At 72.9% G+C, this 20,161-nt stretch carries 17 protein-coding genes, 1 tRNA gene and 1 riboswitch; of the genes, 2 read left to right on the top strand and 16 right to left on the bottom strand.

Going from position 1 to position 20,161, the window contains the following annotated elements; translation table 11 throughout:
• Positions 1-3: 3 nt before the first annotated feature.
• The gene (locus tag ACFTXQ_RS11205; RefSeq protein WP_382638502.1) at positions 4-1,845 is read right to left on the bottom strand and encodes an ABC transporter ATP-binding protein; all 1,842 of its coding nucleotides are present in this window, start codon (positions 1,843-1,845) and stop codon (positions 4-6) included.
• Between the two features lie 87 nt (positions 1,846-1,932).
• The gene (locus tag ACFTXQ_RS11200; protein ID WP_382638499.1) at positions 1,933-3,255 is read right to left on the bottom strand and encodes a cytochrome P450; all 1,323 of its coding nucleotides are present in this window, start codon (positions 3,253-3,255) and stop codon (positions 1,933-1,935) included.
• A 240-nt stretch (positions 3,256-3,495) separates the two neighbouring features.
• On the opposite strand from ACFTXQ_RS11200, the gene ACFTXQ_RS11195 reads away from it, so the two are divergent.
• Complete coding sequence (locus tag ACFTXQ_RS11195) at positions 3,496-4,539, top strand: magnesium and cobalt transport protein CorA (RefSeq protein ID WP_382638496.1); 1,044 nt, start codon at positions 3,496-3,498, stop codon at positions 4,537-4,539.
• A gap of 68 nt (positions 4,540-4,607) precedes the next feature.
• Here the strand turns inward: ACFTXQ_RS11195 and ACFTXQ_RS11190 are convergent.
• The 9 genes from ACFTXQ_RS11190 to ACFTXQ_RS11150 all read right to left on the bottom strand — a co-directional run bounded on the left by ACFTXQ_RS11190 (position 4,608) and on the right by ACFTXQ_RS11150 (position 12,415).
• Positions 4,608-4,681: transfer RNA gene (locus ACFTXQ_RS11190), tRNA-Pro, on the bottom strand.
• A 109-nt stretch (positions 4,682-4,790) separates the two neighbouring features.
• Complete coding sequence (locus tag ACFTXQ_RS11185; RefSeq protein WP_382638493.1) at positions 4,791-5,336, bottom strand: GAF domain-containing protein; 546 nt, start codon at positions 5,334-5,336, stop codon at positions 4,791-4,793.
• Positions 5,333-5,953 carry an ATP/GTP-binding protein gene (locus tag ACFTXQ_RS11180; RefSeq protein ID WP_382638490.1) on the bottom strand — a complete coding sequence of 207 codons (621 nt, stop codon included), beginning with the start codon at positions 5,951-5,953 and terminating at the stop codon, positions 5,333-5,335. Before ACFTXQ_RS11180 ends, ACFTXQ_RS11185 begins: the two co-directional genes overlap by 4 nt.
• Positions 5,931-6,344 (bottom strand): DUF742 domain-containing protein, encoded by a 414-nt coding sequence (locus ACFTXQ_RS11175; protein ID WP_382638488.1) that lies wholly within the window; start codon positions 6,342-6,344, stop codon positions 5,931-5,933. The genes ACFTXQ_RS11180 and ACFTXQ_RS11175 overlap by 23 nt, the downstream gene beginning before the upstream one ends.
• Positions 6,344-6,775 carry a roadblock/LC7 domain-containing protein gene (locus ACFTXQ_RS11170; protein ID WP_382638485.1) on the bottom strand — a complete coding sequence of 144 codons (432 nt, stop codon included), beginning with the start codon at positions 6,773-6,775 and terminating at the stop codon, positions 6,344-6,346. Before ACFTXQ_RS11170 ends, ACFTXQ_RS11175 begins: the two co-directional genes overlap by 1 nt.
• Before the next feature lie 35 nt (positions 6,776-6,810).
• Positions 6,811-8,805, bottom strand: a complete 1,995-nt coding sequence (locus ACFTXQ_RS11165) for an ATP-binding protein (RefSeq protein WP_382638482.1) — start codon at positions 8,803-8,805, stop codon at positions 6,811-6,813.
• Between the two features lie 371 nt (positions 8,806-9,176).
• Positions 9,177-10,376: an MBL fold metallo-hydrolase gene (locus ACFTXQ_RS11160; protein ID WP_382638479.1), complete on the bottom strand. Its 1,200-nt coding sequence runs from the start codon at positions 10,374-10,376 to the stop codon at positions 9,177-9,179.
• Positions 10,377-10,484: 108 nt separating this feature from the next.
• On the bottom strand, positions 10,485-11,270 hold the full coding sequence (locus ACFTXQ_RS11155) for an SGNH/GDSL hydrolase family protein (RefSeq protein ID WP_382638477.1): 786 nt from the start codon (positions 11,268-11,270) through the stop codon (positions 10,485-10,487).
• A gap of 161 nt (positions 11,271-11,431) precedes the next feature.
• On the bottom strand, positions 11,432-12,415 hold the full coding sequence (locus tag ACFTXQ_RS11150) for a peptidoglycan DD-metalloendopeptidase family protein (RefSeq protein WP_382638474.1): 984 nt from the start codon (positions 12,413-12,415) through the stop codon (positions 11,432-11,434).
• Between the two features lie 4 nt (positions 12,416-12,419).
• A riboswitch (cyclic di-AMP (ydaO/yuaA leader) is annotated at positions 12,420-12,595 on the bottom strand.
• A 309-nt stretch (positions 12,596-12,904) separates the two neighbouring features.
• Here ACFTXQ_RS11150 and ACFTXQ_RS11145 point away from each other — a divergent pair.
• Positions 12,905-13,723: a tyrosine-protein phosphatase gene (locus ACFTXQ_RS11145; RefSeq protein WP_382638471.1), complete on the top strand. Its 819-nt coding sequence runs from the start codon at positions 12,905-12,907 to the stop codon at positions 13,721-13,723.
• A 46-nt stretch (positions 13,724-13,769) separates the two neighbouring features.
• Here ACFTXQ_RS11145 and ACFTXQ_RS11140 read toward each other — a convergent pair whose 3' ends face one another.
• From ACFTXQ_RS11140 to ACFTXQ_RS11120, 5 genes are all read right to left on the bottom strand, one after another.
• On the bottom strand, positions 13,770-15,152 hold the full coding sequence (locus ACFTXQ_RS11140) for an aspartate aminotransferase family protein (protein ID WP_382638468.1): 1,383 nt from the start codon (positions 15,150-15,152) through the stop codon (positions 13,770-13,772).
• Positions 15,149-16,177 (bottom strand): adenosyl-hopene transferase HpnH, encoded by a 1,029-nt coding sequence (gene hpnH, locus ACFTXQ_RS11135; protein WP_382638466.1) that lies wholly within the window; start codon positions 16,175-16,177, stop codon positions 15,149-15,151. The genes ACFTXQ_RS11140 and hpnH overlap by 4 nt, the downstream gene beginning before the upstream one ends.
• 5 nt (positions 16,178-16,182) lie before the next feature.
• Positions 16,183-16,854, bottom strand: coding sequence for a 1-hydroxy-2-methyl-2-butenyl 4-diphosphate reductase (locus tag ACFTXQ_RS11130; RefSeq protein ID WP_382638463.1), 672 nt, complete (start codon positions 16,852-16,854; stop codon positions 16,183-16,185).
• Positions 16,854-18,929, bottom strand: a complete 2,076-nt coding sequence (gene shc / locus ACFTXQ_RS11125) for a squalene--hopene cyclase (protein ID WP_382638461.1) — start codon at positions 18,927-18,929, stop codon at positions 16,854-16,856. The genes ACFTXQ_RS11130 and shc overlap by 1 nt, the downstream gene beginning before the upstream one ends.
• 127 nt (positions 18,930-19,056) lie before the next feature.
• A complete protein-coding gene (locus tag ACFTXQ_RS11120) occupies positions 19,057-20,157 on the bottom strand; it encodes a polyprenyl synthetase family protein (RefSeq protein WP_382638458.1) in 1,101 nt (366 codons plus the stop codon).
• Positions 20,158-20,161 lie beyond the last annotated feature (4 nt).

Raw genomic sequence — 20,161 nt, 5'->3', positions numbered from 1 at the left:
CGGTTACTCGTGGGAGCCGAGGGGCACGTCGGTGCGCGCGGGGGTTTCCTCCAGGAAACCGCCCGACTGGTGCTGCCACAGCTTCGCGTAGGCACCGGCGGCGGTGAGCAGTTCCTGGTGGGTGCCCTGCTCGACGATCCGGCCGCGGTCGAGGACGACGAGGCGGTCCATGGTGGCGACCGTGCTCAGCCGGTGCGCCACCACCAGCGCCGTCCGCCCGTCCATGAGCCGCCACAGGGCGTCCTGGACGAGGATCTCGCTCTCGGAGTCCAGGGCGCTGGTCGCCTCGTCGAGCAGGAGGATCGGCGCGTCGCGCAGGATCGCCCGGGCCAGGGCGACCCGCTGGCGCTGGCCGCCGGACAGCTTCACGCCGCGCTCGCCCACCATGGTGTCGAAGCCCTCGGGGAGTGAGTCGGCGAACTCGGCGACGTGCGCCGCCTCGGCCGCGCGGCGGATGTCCGCCTCGGTGGCGTCCGGGCGCGCGAAGGCGATGTTCTCCCGCAGCGTGCGGTGGAACATCGCCGGGTCCTGCGGAACGTAGGCCATCAGGCTGCGCAGTTCGGCCTGCCGCAGCCTGCTGATGTCCTGGCCGCCGATCAGGATCCGGCCCGCGTCGATGTCCGTCATCCGCAGCAACAGCCGGGTGAGCGTGGTCTTGCCGCCGCCGGACCGGCCGACGAGACCGATCTTCGTCCCGCTGGGCACGTCGAGGTCGAGTCCCTCGAACAGCGGCCGGGCGCCGGCGTGGGCGAAGGTCACCCGTTCGAAGCGCACGTCGGCCGCCTTCGACGGCAGCGGTTCCGGGGACGGCGGGTCGAGTACGGTCGGCGGTTCCAGGAGCAGTTCGGTGAACTGCGCGGCCTCCGTCATCGAGCTTTCCAGGCGGCGGTAGATCTGGTTGAACTCGAACATGATCCGCGTCGCGCCGGCGTAGTAGGTGAAGGCGACGATGACGGCCTCCACCCCGTGTTCGCCCGCGCCGAGCGCGATGGCGAGCAGCAGGCCCAGCAGGTTGGTCACGACGGACATCGGTGCGACCACCGTGTCGATGCGCAGGTTGCCGTAGTCCCACGAGCGCAGCGTGAGCCGCCGCGACTCCGCGACGCGGGACCGGTGTTCGGCGGCCTCGCGCGCCTCGGCCGCGAAGGAGCGCACCGTGTCCATGTTCATCAGGCTGTCGGCGACGTGGCCCGACACCCGGGCGATGGCCTCCTCCCGTTCGGCGACGAGCACTTGGCGGCGCCGGATCAGGGGTGCCACGCACACCCCCGTGATCGTGATCATCACCAGGAGTCCGGCGACGAGCAGCGGGTCGTACTGCCACAGCACCACCGACGCGAACAGCAGCGGCACGAAGCTGCCCATGACCGAGAAGGTCAGCGTGTCGACGAACTCCTCGAAGCGGGAGGCGAAGCCGAGGACCCGCTTGGTCAGCGCGCCGGCGAAGTTGTCGTGGAAGAACGCCGCGTCCTTGGCGAACAGCTCGTCCATGCCGATCACGTACAGGTGCTCGATGCCGCGGGCGTCGAGGCGGTTCAGGCAGTGCAGCCCGATGCGCCACAGCGTCTCGCCCAGCAGCAGGACCCCGGCGAAGCCGAGGACGTAGGGCAGGGTCCAGCCGCTGCCGGTCGCCGTGCGGTCGCCGCCGTCCCCGGCGATCCGGCCGACGAGCTTCGCGACGACCAGCGGCGCGATGTAGTTGATGCCGATGTTCCCCAGCGCCGGCAGCAGCAGCGCCGGCGCGGTGAGCCATCGGAGCCGAGTCAGTTCCCGTCCGTAGTGGCGAAGCGCGAGGAGTACCGGACCTTCGCCCGGCGAACCTTTGCGCGATTCAGGCGATCCCATCCCACACCCTGTCTTGTCGGACCAGCAGGCAGGAATCGGAGTGTTCCGCAAGCAAGTCCTCGCGGTCCAAGGGTTTTCGGGCGGGCGCTAGCCGCCCAGCACGGCGGGGGTGGGGCCGTCGGGGCGGACGGTGATGCCGTACGCGGTCTTGGACGGCGTGGACCGGAAGCGCGGGGTGTGGGCCGGCAGCAGGTGTTCGAGGAGGGCGGTGGACTCCCGCAGGGCGAACTGCAGGCCCAGGCAGGCCCGGGGCCCGATGCCGAACGGGAGGTAGCTCCCCGGGTGTGCGGGGCGCCGTCCGGGGGTGGTGAAGCGCGCCGGATCGAACCGTCCGGGGTCTTCCCACAGGGCGGGGTCCCGGTGGGTGAGGTAGGGGCACACCAGTACGTCGGTGCCCTCCTCGACCCGGTATCCGGCGAGGACGTCGTCCTGCGCCGCGCAGCGCGGCAGCATCCAGGCGGACGGGTAGAAGCGCAGTGTCTCGTGGACGAGCGCCTGGAGGGCCTGCCGGCGTTCGGGCGAGCCCTCGGGCCCCGCGGCGAGGGCCTGTTCCCGCGCCTGCGGGTTGCCGTCCAGCAGGAGGTAGAGCCAGGTCAGGGTGGTGGCGGTGGTCTCGTGCCCGGCGACCAGCAGGGTGACCAGCTCGTCGCGGATCAGCCGGTCGGTGTATTCGGGGCGCGTGCCGGCCGCCTCCAGCAGGACGTGCAGCAGGCCCGGGCCGTCGGGGCCGGCCGCGCCGTCGCGGGCGGCGGCGATGGCGCGGCTCGCGACGGTGTCGATGCGGGCCAGCTCGGGGGCCAGCGTCTCCTGGGCGGCGGCGCCGTCGGGGGGCAGCTGGGGCAGCGCCGCCACCACGGCGGGCACGGCGGCCAGTTCGCGCTCCGTACCGGGGTCGAGGGGATGGCCGGTCAGTGCGCGCCAGATGACGTCGACGGCGAACCGGCGCATGTCCTCGCCGAGGTCGAAGACCTGCCCGGTACGGGCGTACCCGGCCCAGCGCTCCGCGGTGGTCCGGGCGGCCGCGGTGATCCGCTGCTCGTAGCGGCGCATGCCCGGCCCGGTGAACTGGGACTGCAGCAGCCGCCGCTGCCGCTGCCACGCCTCGCCCGTCGCGGCCAGCACCCCGTCGCCGATCAGCAGTCGGGCGCGGTGGGAGCGCTTGACGTACCGGTCGGGGTGGCGCGCGAGCACGTGCTGCACGGCCTCGGGGGCGGTGACCAGTACGGTCGGCCGCGGCCCGAGCGCGAACGAGGCGACTCCGCCGACCCGTTGCTGCGCCTGGGCGAACAGGTCGACGAGCTCCCCACCCCCGGCCTGCCACTCCCGTACGAGGGCGGGATCCAGCTCGGGGACCCGGCGCTCCGCCGGGGAGGGGCTCGGGAGGGAGTCGGGGCGGGCATGGGTGGCCACGGTCTGCTCCTGTTCGGCGGCTGTCGGCGTCGGCGCCTGTACGTCGTCACGGGGCCGGATGCGGGCATCACGCACTGTAGGGGAGCCGACGCGGTGGGCGACAGCCCGCCTCGGGCGCCGCCGGGCCGTGGTGGCGAAATTCCGGCCGGATCGGAGGAGCATCTATAGCTACGAGGGGTGGGTGGCGCGCTGCGCCGCCCTCGACGGGCGGCGGGTCGGCCGGGCGCTGGGAGGAACACCATGATCGTCGACTGCGCACACTACCGGGACGGGCGCCGGCAGCACGTGGGCCCGATGCCGCTGGAGGAGGCGGCCGCCCACTGCAGGCAGGGCGGATTCGTCTGGCTGGGCATGTTCGAACCGGGTCCCGAGGAGTTGGCCCGGGTGCGCGAGAGCTTCGGACTGCACGAACTCGCCGTCGAGGACGCCCAGGCCTTCCACCTGCGGCCGAAGGCCGAGCAGTACGAGGACGGCACGGAGCTGATCATCCTGCGCACCGCACGCTACGACGACGAGCGCGAGGAGATCGACACCGGCGAGATCAGCGTGTTCCTCGCCGAGCAGTTCGTGATCACCGTTCGCCAGGGCATCGCCAGCGAGCTGACCGGCGCCCGGACGAGACTCGAACACCGCCCGGAACTACTGCGGACCGGCAGCGCCTCGACGCTGTGGGCGATCCTCGACCAGATCGTCGACAGCTACGCGCCCGTCGTCGCGGAGCTCGAACGCGACATCGAACAGATCGAGGCGACGGTGTTCTCCGGAACGGTCGCCCCGACCGAGCGGATCTACTCCCTCCGCCGCGAGGCCACCGATTTCTACCGCGCCGTGCACCCGCTGCTCGCCGTGCTCGCCCGACGCCTGATGCCCGGCAAATCGCCCCCCGAACTCCTGCCGTACTTCCGCGACGTGCACGACCACCTGCTGCTGGTCAACGAGGAGGTCGCCGCCCAGCGGGACCTTCTGACCACCGTCCTGGAAGCGAACATCGCGGTGATCTCCGTCGAACAGAACAAGATCACCCTCAGGCAGAGCGCCACCATGGAACGGCTGACGATCATCGCGACCGTGTTCCTGCCGCTGTCCTTCGTGGTCGGCTTCTTCGGGCAGAACTTCCCCTGGCTGGTCAGCCACATCAGCACCTTCTCCGCGTTCCTCACCCTCAGCATCTGCGGAGTGCTGCTGCCGTGCCTGGCGCTGTACGTCTGGCTGCGCCGGCAGCGCCGCCACGCGGCAGCGCAGCTACAGCACGCGAGCACCGCCGCCCCGCCGGCCCGCGAGTGACCCCGGAGACGACCGGAGGCCGTATCGGAAATACTCCGATACGGCCTCTGACCTGCGACTCTTTCGAGTCGGGACGACAGGATTTGAACCTGCGACCCCTTGACCCCCAGTCAAGTGCGCTACCAAGCTGCGCCACGTCCCGATGCCCGCTGACCTGGGGTTTCCCCTGGTTGAACGCGCAGGAGAACAATACCGCACTTCGCAGGGTGGTCGCGCGCACCTTTCCGTCACCACCCCCGGGAGGCCGCAGCTCAGCCCCGGCGGTCCTCCCGCTCGTGGAGCAGGGCCACCAGCTCCGCCGCCAGCGTCTTGGCGGTGGCGAGGCCCTCCGTCCCCCACCGGCGGGGCACCACGTCCACCGCGCACACCGTGCCCAGGACGATCCCGCGCCGGTCGGTGAGCGGCGCGCCCACGTACGAGCGCACGCCGCTCTCGTCGACCACCGCGTTGCCCGCGAAGCGCGCGAAGTCCCGTACGTCCTCCAGCACCAGCGCCCGCCGGCGCACCACCACGTGGGGACAGTAGCCGTGGTCGCGGGCCAGCACCCGGGCCGGGTAGCCGCTGGCCGGGGCGTCGGCCGCGTGGTGCAGGCCGGCGAAGAACTGCCGTTCCTCGCCGATGAAGTTGACCCCCGCGAAGGGCGTCGCCAGCTCGTCGGCGACGCGCCGGGCGAAGGCGTCCAGTTCGGTGTCCACCCGCTCGCCGAGGCCCAGTTCGCGCAGCCGGACGGCGCGGGCCGGCGCCTCCCGGTCGACGGGCGTGAGCAGCAGGTGTCCGGTCGATTCGTAGTACGTCATGACGGTTCCCCCGACTCCGAAGACGAAGAGCTGGCTGAAGGACTGGTTATGGACGTGGTCGTGCAGAGGAGGTGGCGGACCAGGGCGGCCAGCGCCCCCGTCCCCGAGCTGGCCAGACGCGCGTCGCACCGTACGACGGGCACCTCGGGCCCGAGCCCCATCGCCTCGCGGACCTCGTCGGGCGCGTAGCGGTGGCCGTCGTCGAACTCGTTGACGGCGACGATGAAGCCGATGCCGCGACGCTCGAAGAAGTCCACGGCGGGGAAGCAGTCGGCCAGGCGGCGGGTGTCGGCGAGGACCACCGCCCCGAGCGCTCCCGCGCACAGTTCCTCCCACAGGAACCAGAAGCGGTGTTGCCCGGGCGTGCCGAAGAGGTAGAGCACGTTGCGCCGGTCGAGCGTGATGCGGCCGAAGTCCAGCGCGACGGTCGTCGTGGTCTTCTCCTCGACTCCGTCGAGCGGATCGGCGGCCTCGCCGAAGCCGCTCAGCAGCTCCTCCGTGCTCAGCGGTGCGATCTCGCTCACCGCGCCCACGAAGGTGGTCTTTCCCGCCCCGAAACCCCCCGCGACCAGGATCTTCAGGGTCGCGGGAGCGTCACAGTCGTTTGCGTAGGCCATCGAGCACCGCCTGGAGCAGGGACTGGTCGGCGGCGGCGAAGGCGCCGCCGCCCGGGAACCGCGGCGCCTGCGCCGTGACGGCCCCGTGTTCCATCAGATCGGACAGCAGCACCTTCACCACCACGGCGGGCAGGCGCAGCTGTCCTGCCACCTCGGCGACGGTGACCGCGGCGGCGCCGGCGCACAGCCGGAGCGCGAGGATGTGTTCCGCCCCGAGCGGCACGCGCGGGCGTACGCCGGTCGCGGTCACCAGGGAGAGCAGGTCGAGGGTGAAGCCGGGCCGGGTCCGCCCGCCGCTGGCGGTGTACGGGCGCATCAGGCGGCCGGCCGAGTCGTCGAGCCAGGGGGTGTCCCGGCCCTTCGCGTACGCCCCCGTCGCGCGGGTCCGCATCACTCCGGGTCGGCGGCGGGGCGCCGGGGCGGGGCCGCCAGGTACGGTCGGACGCTCTTGACCAGCATCGCCATCTCGTAGCCGAGCACCCCGGCGTCGGCCTCCCGGTCGGCGAGCACGGCCAGGCAGGTGCCCGATCCGGCCGCGGAGACGAAGACGAGCGCGGTGTCGAGCTCGACGACGACCTGCCGCACCTCGGCTCCGTCGCCGAACCGGGAGCCGGCGCTGCGGCCCAGCGAGTACAGGCCGGAGGCCAGCGCCGCCATGTGGTCCGCGCTGTCGGGGTCCAGGCCGTGCACGCAGGTCACGAGGCCGTCGGCGGTGAGGAGTACGGCGCTGCGCGTGTACGGCACGCGCTGCACCAGGCCGCTGAGCAGCCAGTCGAGATCCGAGAGCCGGCCGCCGGTCTTCGTTGCCACTTCGCCGCTCATGGGGGTGCGCTCCTTGCTGAGGTGGGGGGTCGGGGTCATACCTGGTTCTCCGACTGCGCGAGGCCGAAGCCCCGCTGGAAGGCGGCCATCAGGCCGGGGTCGTGGACGGGTTGCTCCGTGTCCGGGGCGCGGCGGGGGGCGGGGGTGTCGCGCAGTTGCGGTGCGATGTGCGTCTGCGCTCGCCGCTTCGGCAACGGGGGGCGGGTCCCGCTCGGGGCCTCGGCCCCGGTCCCCGTCCGGCCCGCGGGGCGGGCCTCTGCCGCGGAGGCGGGCCCGGCCGGCACCGCCACCCCTGGCGCGGGCGCAGGAGGCAGGGCCGCCTCCGGTGCGGGGGGCGGGGACTCGGGCCGCGGCCCGTACCGCTCGGCTGCCGCCTGCTCGGGCAGCACCACGGCCGCGGGCCCGGGCCCGGTCGCCCGCCCGGGCAGGGCCATGGCTGCGGCCGCGGGATCCGGCTCGGTTTCCGGCCGGGCCGGGTGCGTGCCGGGGCGCCCCCGCAGGGCGCCGGACTCACTCCCGATGCCACCCTCCGCGCCCGGGCCCCGTTCGGCGCCCGAGGAGGTGCCCCGGCGCGCGCCCGGCCCCGTCGGGAACCGCGGGTCGGGGCCGGCACCGGTCCGGGCCGCGCCGCGCGGAGCCGGCTCGGCCGTGGTCGCGGAGCGGTGGTCGGGTCCCGGCTCGGGGGCCGCCGTGGGCCACGTCTCGGGCGTGGGCTCCCGCAAGGGGTGCGGTACGGGCTCCAGCGGCGGCGGCAGCGGCAGCGGCGTGCCGGTCTGGGCGGTGCCCCAGGAGGTGGCGCGGGAGCCGCCCGCCGCGTCGGCGGCGCTCGGGGCCTCCGCGCCCAGCAGCTCCTGCGGAAGCACCAGCACGGCGAGGACACCGCCGTAGATGTTGGACTTGAGCTCGACGGCGATCCCGTGCCTCCGCGCCAGCGCCGAGACGACGAACAGGCCGATCCGCCCGTCGGCCAGCAGGTGCCGGACGCTGATCTGGTCGGGGTCCGCCAGCAGGGCGTTCATCCGGTGCTGCTCCTCGGCCGGCATGCCCAGCCCGCGGTCCTCCACCTCGACCGCGATCCCGGCGGTGACCCGTTCCGCCCGCAGCACCACATCCGTGTCGGGGGCGGAGAACACGGTGGCGTTCTCGACCAGTTCGGCCAGCAGGTGCACCACGTCGGCCACGGCGTGCCCGCGCACGCTGCCGCCCGCCGGGGGCACGACCTTGACCCGCGTGTACTGCTCCACCTCCGCCACCGAGGAGCGGAGCACCTCGCTGAGGTCGATGGGCCGCGTCCACTGGCGGCGCGAGGCGGCGCCGCCGAGCACGGCGAGGTTCTCGGCGTGGCGGCGGATGCGGGTGGCGAGGTGGTCTACGTGGAAGAGCTCCTTGAGCAGGTCCGGGTCCTCGACCGTGTCCTCCAGGTCGTCCAGGAGCGAGATCTCCCGGTGGACGAGGGACTGAAGGCGGCGCGCGAGGTTGACGAACACCTCGACCTTGCGCTCGCTGTCGGAGGGGGCGGCGGGACCCGCCAGCCGTACGAGGGTGGCGTGGGCCTGTTCGCGGGCGCCGCGCAGCTCCTGCGAGAGCAGCCAGAACTCGTCCACCCCGGCCGGATCCGTCCCGAGCGGCGGCGCGCCCGGGCCGCCGCGCACCGGGCGCGGCGGGGCCTCGCCGCGCTCCAGCCGGTCGGCGGCCGTGCGCAGCTCCTGGCGGCCGCGCACGCTGGAGCGGCGCAGCGCCTCGCACCGGTCCCGGACTGCCTTGGCGGCACGCTGGGCCCCGAGGAGGGCCGCCGCGAGGGCGGCGGCGAAGAGGAGCGCGCAGCCCGTGAGGACCGGCCAGAGCCGGGCGTCGCGCTCGCCCGCTCCCCCGCCGAGCTGGAGGGTGAAGATGACCGCGGCGGCGCCGCTGAGCCCGGCGGCGAGCGTGGGCAGTACGGCGGCGCGGACCAGCTGGGGGCGTATCTGCCGGCCCGGACCGGTGACGGCGTGTCTCGACGGGGCGTGGCGGGCGGCGCGGAGTCCGGACATCGGCGTCCTCGGTACGTGGGGCCCGGCCCCCAGCGATCCCGGGGCCCGGTGTTGATCACCGGATACCCACGCTAGACCGCACCGTCCCGCCCCGGACTGCCAGTTGGGGAAGTTCGCGGGGCTGCTTCCCGCTCCCGGTGGAGCGCTCGTACGGACGCCCGAATCCGCCGGGTCGCCTGCGGCGGGCTCGGCGGATTGCGCTCCGCGCCCGGGGCGTGCGGGCGGTTTCGGCGGGGCCGGGCGCGCGCCGGGGCACCTCCTCGGGCGCCGAACGTGACCACGGGCCGGAGGGTGGCAGCGGGACAGCGTTCGGCGCCCTGCGGGGGCGCCCCGCCACACACCCGGCCCCGCCGAAACCGACGGCGGCGTTGCTACGAGCCGACCGCCTCCGGCTCCTCGTGGATCAGCGGGTGGGGGTGGTCCGTGGGGACGTGGCGCGGGGGTGTGGGGGGCGGGGTCGGGGAGCCCGCCGCGAACGGGCGCCACCACGGGGTCGCGGGGGCGTCCGCCGTGCCCGGTTCGAACGGCTGGCCCGGGATCGGCAGGGCGACGGCCGCGCCCGCCCCCTCGGCCGCGGCCAGGGTGCCCTCGCCCGGCTCGTCCCACGGGTGCGGGGCCAGGTTGAAGGTGCCCCAGTGGATCGGCAGCATCGTGCCGTGCGGCGTGCCGCCCTGGAGGTCGAGGTGGGCGCGCATGCCCTCCTCGGGCGTCATGTGGATGTCGGGCCAGTACTCCGAGTACGCGCCGATCTGGATCATCGTCGCGTCGAAGCGCCCGTGCTCGGCGCCGATCTCCTTGAAGCCGGGGAAGTAGCCGGTGTCCCCGCTGTGGTAGATCCGGTGCTCGTCGCCCGCGACCGCCCAGGAGGCCCACAGGGTGTGCTGCTGGTTGCGCAGCCCGCGCCCGCAGAAGTGCCGGGCGGGGGTCGCGGTGAGCGAGAGGCCGGCGACCTTGGTGCTCTCGTTCCAGTCCAGCTCGCGCAGCCGGTCGAAGGAGACTCCCCAGCGCTCCAGGTGCGCGCCGACCCCGAGCGGGACGGCGAAGACCGTGTCCGTACCGGCCAGGTCCTTGATCGTGGGGAGGTCGAGGTGGTCGTAATGGTCGTGGGAGATGACCACGACGTCGACCTTCCCGAGGGAGGCGAGGGGTACCGGTACGGGGTGCAGGCGCTTGGGGCCGGCGAAGGGGAAGGGGGAGCAGCGCTCGCCCCACACCGGGTCGAAGAGCACCCGGCGCCCGTCGATCTCGGCGAGCACGCTGGAGTGGCCCATCCAGGTCAGCCGCAGTCCGCTCGCGGGCGGCTTCGCCAGCTCCGCGAGGGTGGTCGGGTACACGGGGATGGGGGCGCCGGGGCTGCGCCGGAGGCGCTGCTCCTTGTGGAAGTAGATCTTGGCGAACTCCTTCATGGACCCGGAGGGACGGGTCCGGGCGCCGACCGGGTTCTGGAAGACGCCGTCGGCGAAGTTCGGCGAGCGGTGGATCCGCTCCAGGCGGGCGCCGGACGGGTCCGCGCCGAAGGCTTCGGGCCGCAGGGCGCGCAGCCGAGGACGCAGGGGACTGGAGCCGGTCAAGGCGCCTCCTGGGAGGAAGGGTCGGGACGGTCGTCGGTCTACGACCATCCCAACGCACACCTGCCCCGAAGGATTCCGCTTGCGGCCCCCGCTCCCCTCCCGTCCCGCCTAGAGCGGGAGCAGGTCCGGCCGCTTCGCCTCGACGTGGTCCCCGGAGGACTCCCCGCGCAGGCGCCGGCCGATCCACGGCACCAGGTGCTCGCGCGCCCACTGGATGTTGTCCCGGGTCACGTCCACCGAGCCGCGGGCCGGCAGCGGCGGCCACGGCTGGTCGGGGTCCGTGGGCACCTCCAGCCCGAGCACCTGCGCGGCGCGCAGCGCGACCCGCGTGTGCCCCTCGGGCGACAGGTGCAGCCGGTCCGCGTCCCAGGCCCGCCGGTCCTGTACGGACTTCAGCGACCAGAGGTCGAGCACCGGGCAGTCGTAGCGGTCGGCGATGGCGCGGACGTGCGCGCTGTACGTCGCCACCTTGCCCCGCAGGTGCTTGAGGACGGGCACGCCCCGGGTATCGAAGCCGGTGGTGATCATGACCTGGCCGACGGCCCCGGTGAGGTCGGCGACGGCGGCTTCGAACCGCTCCGCGACGTCGTCGGGGTCGCTGCCGGGCCGGATGATGTCGTTGCCGCCCGCGCAGAAGCTCACGAGGTCAGGGGCGAGCTCCTTGGCCCGCGGGACCTGTTCGGCCACGATCTGGTCGAGGAGCCGGCCGCGCACGGCCAGGTTCGCATAGCGGAAGTCGTGCTCTTCGCGCTGATCGGCCAGGAGCACGGCGAGCCGGTCCGCCCAGCCGAGATAGGAGTCCCCCGGCCCCGGGTCCCCCACGCCCTCGGTGAAGCTGTCCCCGATCGCCGCGTACGAGCCGATGGTCTTGAGTGTCGTCGTCGTCGCTGCCACGACGCCATCCTTCACTCCCGTAACCAACCTACGCCAACGTAATGAGGGGTTGACGGACCGTGATCTATACCACCCGGGGGATAAGGAATAAGTACACGTGAGGCCGGGACCCCCCTCGGGTCCCGGCCTGACGTGTGTCCCTGCTCCGACGGCGGGTGCCGTCAGATGGTGACGCCCTTGGAGCGGAGGTAGGCGATCGGGTCGATGTCCGAGCCGTAGGACGGGCCCGTGCGGATCTCGAAGTGCAGGTGCGGGCCGGTGGAGTTGCCCGTGGAGCCGGAGAGGCCGATGGTCTGGCCGCCGGTGACGCTCTGGCCCACCGAGACGGAGAGCTGGGACAGGTGGCCGTACTGCGAGTACTTGCCGTCCGCGTGGCGGATGACGACCTCGTTGCCGTAGGCGCCGCCCCATCCGGCGGAGACGACGGTGCCCGCGCCGACGGCCTTGACGGTGGTGCCGGAGCTCGCGATGAAGTCGACGCCGGTGTGGTAACCGCTGGACCACATGGCACCGGGGGTCTTGTACTGGGTGGAGATCCCGCCGCCCACCGGGGCCACGAAGCCCGCGGCGCTCGGGGCCTTCGCGCCGGTGGAGGTGCCGGTGCTCTTCGGCTTCTGGGCCTGCTTGGGCTGCGGGGCGGGGACGGGCGCGTCCTGCTCCTCGCCGGAGGCCTCGTCGGTGGAGGCCTCGGCCGGGTCGTCGGCCGGGGCGTCCGCCGGGGCCTCGGCCGGGGCGGGGGCCTCGGCCGGGGCGGAGTCGCCCTTCGCGCCGAGCGTCAGCTTCAGGCCGGGGTGGATGAGGGAGGGGTTGCTGCCGACGGCCTCGCGGTTGTCGGCGTACAGCCGCTCCCAGCCGCCCGACAGGTGGCGCTCCGCGGCGATCTTGGAGAGGTAGTCGCCCGGGACGACCGTGTACACGGTCGGCGCGGCCTGGAGCGCGGCCGGGACCTGCGGGGCGGCGGCCGGAGCGACGGCGGGGGCCACCGCGGGAGCCGAGACCGGGGCGGCGGCCGGGGCGCCGGCCGCGTGGGCGCCGGCGGCGCCCATGAGCGGCAGCGCGAGGGCCGCGCCACCCGTGCCGGCCGCGGCGAAACCGCGGGATATCGAAAGCGACTTGGGGCGGCGGTGCTTACCCTTTGCAGGCATGGCGAATTCCTCTCCGGCGCCTGCGAGGTGAGCTGTCGGGTTCGGACTGGAGATGTCCGGCCGGCCATGTGCGGAACATGTACGGCTTCACCCCGAGCCGTCCCGGAATCAAAGATCCGGACCGGCGGCCTACCTGGTTCCCCCGCTCCTGCCGCGCGCGTGAATAGTCGGGTGCGGTTCCCGGGCGGCGGCAGGATTCGGCGGTCCACCCGGATCGATCGCGAAGGTAATCGAGTTCGGCCGCACCTAACAAGCCATGAATTTCCTGACGGATTCCCAGGGATGAGGGATCAATGGAATTCCGGTCACCCTCCGTCCATTCCCCACCGCCAACAGCCGCCCCGGCCGGGCCTTTCCGTTTTAGCGATCAGGCACTCACGGTCACCGTATGATCTGGCTCACGGGGAGGCGCCCGATCTCGCCTCCGCTCATGGCAAGTTGGCGCCAAGTAGTGTAATTCGGACACCTACGACGAAGCGGAGGAGTTCCTTGACCCAGCAGATACCCCCGGCCCCGCCGGCGCGCCCGCAGTCCGAGCCGGAATTGACCGGAGTGCGCAATTTCCGTGATGTGGGCGGATTGCCGACATCCGACGGACGAAGGGTCAGGTCGGGACGACTGTTCCGAAGCGGACATCTGGCACATGCCACCGAAATCGATGCAGAATTCCTCGGTTCGCTCGGCCTGCACACGGTCTTCGACTTCCGCAACGCGGCCGACCACGCCCTGGAGGGGCCGGACGTCGCGCTCCCCGGCGTGCGCAACGTCAACATCCCGCTGTCGGATCCGGCCGACGGCCGGGAGTTCTGGAAGATGGTCCGCGACGGCGACCTCGACCAGCTCCGCTCGATCCTCGGCGACGGCAAGGGCGTGGCCCGGATGTCGAACTCGTACCGCGGGATCATCAGGCACCGCACCGCCGAGCACAGCCGGGTGGTGCACTCCCTCGCCGAGGACAGCGTCCCGGCCCTCCTGCACTGCGCGGCCGGCAAGGACCGGGCGGGCCTGTCGATCGCCGTCACCCTGCTCGCGCTCGGCGTCCCGCGCGAGGCGATCGTCGCGGACTACCTGGAGTCCAACGCCCCGCACAACCGCTACCGGGTCCGCCGCAGCAGCGAGTCGGCCGAGGCCCGCTCCCCCGAGGTGATGGAGCTGCTCGCGCCGCTCTTCGACGCCCGCGCCGAGTACCTGGTCGCGGCCTTCGACACCATCGAGGAGGTCTGGGGCGGCGTGGACGGCTACCTGTCGCAGGGCCTCGGGCTCGCCCCCGAGACCCTGGACCGCCTCCGCGGGCGGCTGCTCGACTGAGGTCCGGGCCGGAGGGGTGCCCGCGGAGCACCCCTCCGGCAGGCCGTCACCGGTTGCCGACGGCCTGCTTCACCAGCGTCCTGCCGAAGTCCCACATCAGCCCCGACCCGCCGTGCGCCTCGTCCATGACCTCGCGGAAGGCGCCGACGAACCGGTCGACGTCCCGCTCGTCCACGATCAGCGGCGGAATGAGCTTGATGACCTCCAGGTGGTCCCCGGACACCTGGGTCAGGATCCGGTGCTTCTGCAGCAGCGGCACCACGACCATCTGGGCGAAGAGCCCCTTGCGGGCCGCCTGGAGCACGGTCCACCGGCTGCGCAGCCCCAGCGAGGACGGCCGGCCGAACTCGATGCCGATCATCAGTCCGCGCCCCCGCACCTCGTGCAGCAGCTCGTACTCGTCCACCAGGGCCGCGAGCCGCCCGCGCAGCAGGTCACCCATGGCCCGGGCGTTGGCCACGACCTCCTCGTCCTCCATCACCGACAGCACCGCCAGCCCGGCCGCCATCGCCTGCGCGTTGGAGCCGAAGCTCGCGGAGTGCACGAGCACCCGGTCCATGGACGAGTAGACCTTCTTGAAGATCCAGTCCTTGCCCAGGGTCGCGCCGACCGGCACGTACCCGCCCGAGAGGGCCTTGGCCACGCACACCAGGTCCGGCTCCACGCCCGGCTCGTGCTGGTACGCGTAGAAGTCGCCGGTACGTCCGAGGCCGGTCTGCACCTCGTCCGCGATCAGCAGCGCCTTGTGGCGGCGCAGCAGCTCCTGCGCCGCGGGCAGGAAGCCGGGTGGGGCGGCCTGGACCCCCTTGCCCTGGATCGGCTCGACGACGAAGGCGGCCACGTCCCCGCGCCCCAGTTCGCGCTCCAGGGCGGCCAGGTCGCCGAGCGCGATCTTCGTGTCGGGGAGCAGGGGCGCGAAACCGTCCCGGAAGCCGCCCTCCCCGTTGACCGACAGGGAGCCCGTGGTGAGCCCGTGGAAGGCGTGGTCGCAGTAGAGGATCCTGGGCCGCCCGGTGGCGTACCGGGCGAACTTCAGGGCCGTCTCCACCGCCTCGGTGCCGCTGTTGCCGAAGAAGACCCGGTCCAGGTGCGGGCTGTGGGAGAGCAGCTTCTCGGCCAGCAGCCCGGGCAGCGGCTGGCAGTCGAAGCGGGTGAGGTCGGCGAGCTGGGCGTCCAGGACGTCGTGCAGGGCGCGGCGGACCACCGGGTGGTGCCGTCCCAGGCCCATCACTCCGAAACCGGCGAGCATGTCGAGGTAGTCGTTGCCCTCGGCGTCCCAGAAGTGGGCTCCCTCGGCTCGTTCGTAGACCTTGTCGAAGCCGATGGTGTGCAGCATCCGGGGCAGCTGGTGGTTGAGGTGGCGGCCGTGCAGCTCGTACCGTTCCCCGCCCCGCTCGTCCAGCAGGGCGCGCAGGTCGAAGCCGGTCACTGCTTCTCCCGGTTCCCCGAGACCGTCTCCCGGGCCGCGCGCAGGGATTCCTTCAGGGAACCCATGGTGGCGAGGACGGCGGTGGGTTCGTAGCCGCAGTGCGCCATGCAGTTCGCGCAGCGCGGGTCCTTGCCCCGGCCGTACTTGCTCCAGTCGGTGTCGTTGATCAGTTCCCGGTAGGTGGGGACGTAGCCGTCGCTCATCAGATAGCAGGGCCGCTGCCAGCCGAAGAGGGAGTAATTCGGAATGGCCCACGCGGTGCAGGGGAAATCTGCCTTTCCTTCCAGGAAGTCGAGGAAGAGCGGCGAGTGGTTGAGCCGCCAGCGCCGCCGGTTGCCGCCCGCGAAGGCCTTCTTGAAGAGTTCCCGGGTCTGTTCGACGCCGAGGAAGTGTTCCTGGTCGGGGGCCTTTTCGTAGGCGTAGGCGGGCGAGATCATCATCTCGTCCACCTTGAGGTCGTCATTGAGGTAGTTGAGCACCTCGATGATGGTCTGCGGGGTGTCGGTGTTGAAGAAGGTGGAGTTGGTCGTCACCCGGAAACCGCGCCGCTTCGCCTCCTTGATGGCCGCGACCGCCTCGTCGAAGACGCCTTCCTTGGCGACCGACTCGTCGTGGCGTTCGCGCAGGCCGTCGATGTGCACGGCGAAGGCGAAATACGGGGACGGGGTGAACTTCTCGATCTTCTTGCGCAGGAGCATCGCGTTGGTGCAGAGGAAGACATACTTCCGCCTGGCCACCAACTGGCGCACGATCTCGTGGATCTGCGGGTGCATCAAGGGCTCGCCGCCCGCGATGGACACCATGGGCGCGCCGGACTCCAGCACGGCGCCGACCGCCTGGGCGACCGGCATGCGCTGCTTGAGCACGCCGGCCGGATGCTGGATCTTCCCGCACCCCTCACAGGCCAGGTTGCAGGCGTAGAGCGGCTCCAGCTCGACGATCAGCGGGAACTTCTCACGCTTGCGGAGCTTCTGTTCGAGCAGATAGGTCCCGACCCTGATGGTCTGGCGCAGCGGCATGGCCATCTGGCTCACCTCCTGGGGAGCAGCAAAGAACGGTGCCAGTCATAGAACGCGGGCAGTACGGCACGCAGGACACGGAAGGCCGATATTCCTCCGCGGACGGTGCCGATACGGACGAGCTCATGCTCCGGAGCGTCCACGATCACCCGGACGGCCGCAACCGGACGTCCCCCTCCCGACGGGGGGCGGTCGCCGCGGGTGGCGGTCCACAGGGTGGCCGCGGACTCCATGTCGACCGCGATGGCGCCGGTGGCGCGCAGCTGCGCGCGCTCCTGGCCGCGGACGACGTGGTCGGATCCGGTCAGTGCGCCGAGGTGCACGGTGCGGCCGGGGGCGGCCCGGGCCAGTGCCTCGGCGAGCAGGGGGGTGCCGGTGCACGGGACGGTCCCGTGCGGGTCCCGGGTCTCCTCGGCAACGACCAGGTCGCCGGGGTGCATGCCGGGGACCAGCCCGGCGCAGAACCCGGTCGCGAGGACGGCGGCCCGGTCCATGCCGGGCCGCTCCAGGGCCCGGCCGACGGCCCGCTCCGCCGCGCGCGGGCCCATGCCGGTGCGCAGGAGCCCGTACGCCTGCGGAGCGCCGCGGGCCGAGCTGCGCAGGGCGGCCTGCTCGATGCGCAGGGCGCAGGCGACCAGCAGCGGGTCCGGGTTGCCCGGTCTGCCGCCCCGGGCGGCGGACATCAGGATCCCCCGGCGGGGACGAACGGTTCCCCGTGCAGGTAGCGGCCGAGGGCGGTGAGCGGGAAGACCTGGCGGTACAGGTGGTAGTTGATGGAGAAGTCCCAGGGGAAGCCGGTGCCGGTGAAGTAGGGCTCGTCCCAGGTTCCGTCCTGGGCTTGCGTCCGAACGAGGTAGTCGATGCCCCGTTCGACGGCCTTGCCGTCCCGCTCTCCGGCCGACAGCAGGGCCATCAGCGCCCACGCGGTCTGCGAGGCGGTGGAGGCGCCCTTCCCGGCCCACGACCGGTCCCGGTAGGAGCGCTGGTCCTCGCCCCACCCGCCGTCCTCGTTCTGTACGGTTTCCAGCCAGTGCACGGCCCGCCGGATCGCGGGATGCGCCGGGGCGATGCCGGCGGCGGTCAGGGCCGGTACCACCGAGCCGGTGCCGTAGACGTAGTTGGTGCCCCAGCGGCCGAACCAGGCGCCGTCGGGCTCCTGTTCGGCGAGCAGCCAGGCGATGCCGCGGCGGGTGCGGGTGTCCGCGGTCCGGCCTTCAAAGGCGAGCATCTCGACCACGTGGGCGGTGACGTCGGCCGAGGGCGGGTCGATGACCTCCCCGAAGTCGCAGAAGGGCAGCCGGTTCGGGAAGGGGCTGGTGTTGTCGGCGTCGAAGGCGGCCCACGCGCCGTTCTTCGACTGCATGCCGAGGTTCCAGGAGACGCCGCGGGCGATGGCGGCCTCGACGCGGGCGGGGTCGGGGTGCCTGATGCGGCGCAGTGCGAGGACGACCTCGGCGGTGTCGTCGATGTCGGGGTAGGTGTCGTTGTGGAACTCGAACGCCCAGCCGCCGGGGGCGAGCCCGGGCCGCCGGACCGCCCAGTCCCCGCTGCGGCCGATCTCCTCGCCGAGCATCCAGTCGGCGGCCTTGACCAGCGCCGGGTGGTCGGGGGGCAGGCCCGCGTCGGCGAGCGCGATCGCGGCGAGGCAGGTGTCCCAGACGGGTGACTGGCAGGCCTCGATCATGCGGGCGCCGTCCTCGCGCCACACCGCGAACCGGTCCAGGGAGTCCAGGCCGGCCCGCATCACCGGGTGCCCGAGGTCGTAGCCGAGCAGGTGCAGGGCGATCACGGAGTACACCGCGGGCGGCTGGATCCCGCCCCAGCAGCCGTCGTTCTCCTGGCGTTCGATGATCCAGCGGGCGGCGGTGGCCATGGCCGCCTTGCGGAGCCGGCGCGGGGCGAACCGGCGGTAGACGTGCAGGACCTTGTCCATCCGCTGGAAGGCGCCGTCCCAACTGGCCATCGGCGCGAGCGGTTTGACGGGGTACGGCGTCCGCGCGTCGGTGTGCAGCTCGTCCAGGGCGAAGGGCGCCGGGCGGACGGGCCGCAGCGCGGAGACCACGGTGAGCGGCACGATGGTCTGGCGGGCCCAGCAGCCGAAATCGTAGATGTTCAGCGGCACCCAGGGCGGCAGGAAGACCAGCTCGGGCGGGAGTTCGGGCAGGTGGTCCCAGCTCCACCAGCCGAAGAGGGCCAGCCAGATCCGGGTGAAGACCCGGGCGGCGGCGATCCCGCCGTGGGCCCGGATCCAGGCGGAGGCCCGGGCCATGTGCGGGGCGTCCGGGGCGTCCCCGGCGAGGCGCAGGGCGACGTACGCCTCGATGGTGGCGGAGAGTTCGGGCGGTCCGCCGTGGAAGGTGGCCCAGGTGCCGTCGTCGCGCTGCTCGCCGCGGATGAACAGGGCGGCGGCCCGGGTGGTGGCCTCGTCCCGGATGCCCAGGAACTGCCGCAGCAGCAGGTCCTCGGCGTCCATGGTGACGTTGGTCTCCAGGTCGCCCTTCCACCAGCCCTCGGGGTCCTGCCGTTCCAGCAGGTGCCGGGTCGCTCGCGCGGCGGCCTCGTGGACCCCCCGCGGGTCGCCGTCGGGCGGCCCGTCGGGCACCGCGGCCGCCCGCCCGGCGCCGGGCCGGGCCGGCCGTGGGCCGGAGGGCGGGTCCGCGGGCGGGCTCACGCGCGCCCGGCCGGGCCGCGGGGCGCCCGGGGCGGTTTCGCTGCCAGCGTCAGCGCTGTCCGCGCTGCCGTCGGTCGTCGCTGTCATGGCTTCCCCTTCGTGCAGTCTGTCCTCTGCTGTGCTGGGGTCTGCCGTCGGCCGGCGCCGCGCCCTTCAGTGCGAAGAGGTGGCTCCGGCCGGCGACTCGCGAGTCATATCCGCTTGCGGGCGGCGTTCACCTCTTGCGCACGACGACGAAGTCGGCGAGTTCGACGAGCTGTTCGCGCACCCGCTGCGGCATGTCGACGTCGTCGAGGGCCTTGATGGCGACGGCGTGCTGCCGGCGCGCCTCGTCGGCGGTCCACTGGCGGCCGCCGGCCGCCTCGATGAGCGCCGCGCGCGCCGCGAACTCCGCCTCGGAGAAGTTCTCGAAGTCGCTGCTCTTCGCGTCGGCGGCGAGCAGCTCGGCCAGTTCCGACGAGGCCGGGCCGCCGGCCGCGAGGGCGGCGACGACGGGCAGGGACTTCTTGCGCTGGCGCAGGTCGCTCCAGGTCTGCTTGCCGGTGGACTCCGGGTCGCCCCAGATGCCGAGGAGGTCGTCGATGGCCTGGAAGGCGAGGCCCAGGTGGTAGCCGTACTCCTCCAGCTTGTCGGCCGTACGGTCGTCCGCACCGCCGAGCACCGCGCCGATGGAGACCGCGCAGGCGAGCAGGGCGCCGGTCTTGTTGCCCTCCATCTCCAGGCACTCCTCGACGCTGACGCGCTCGCGGTGCTCGTAGGAGATGTCCTGGGCCTGGCCGTCGATGAGCTTGCGCGTGGCCGTGGTCAGCCGGCGCGCGGCGCGTCCCGCCTCCACGGTGCCGAGCTCCAGCAGCAGCTCGTTGGCGAGGGCGAACAGGGCGTCGCCGACCAGGATCGCCTGGGCGGGGCCGTGCACCTTCCACACCGTGTCACGGTGGCGGCGCTGCTCGTCCCCGTCCATCAGGTCGTCGTGCAGCAGCGAGAAGTTGTGCACGAGCTCCACGGCCACGGCGCCCGGGATGCCGACCTCGGCGGAGGCGCCGGCGGCTTCGGCGGAGAGCAGCGCGAGGGCGGGCCGGACGGCCTTGCCCTGGTCGCCGTCCGCCGGGTTGCCCTGGGCGTCGATCCAGCCGAAGTGGTAGGCGGCGACGGTGTCCATGGGCGCCGCGAGCCGGTCGACGGCGGCGCGGAGCACGGGCGTCGACAGCGTGCGGCCGCGCTCCAGGAGGGCGAGCGTGTCCGCCTTCTCCGCTCCCCCGCCGGCTGTGCCCGCACTGGCATCCGTGTTCTCGACAGCCGGATTCCCCGGGTTCACTGGC

It is taken from the genome of Streptomyces sp. NPDC057010 (assembly GCF_042673805.1).
GTDB lineage: Bacteria > Actinomycetota > Actinomycetes > Streptomycetales > Streptomycetaceae > Streptomyces.
This window is presented reverse-complemented; position numbering and strand designations above follow the sequence as displayed.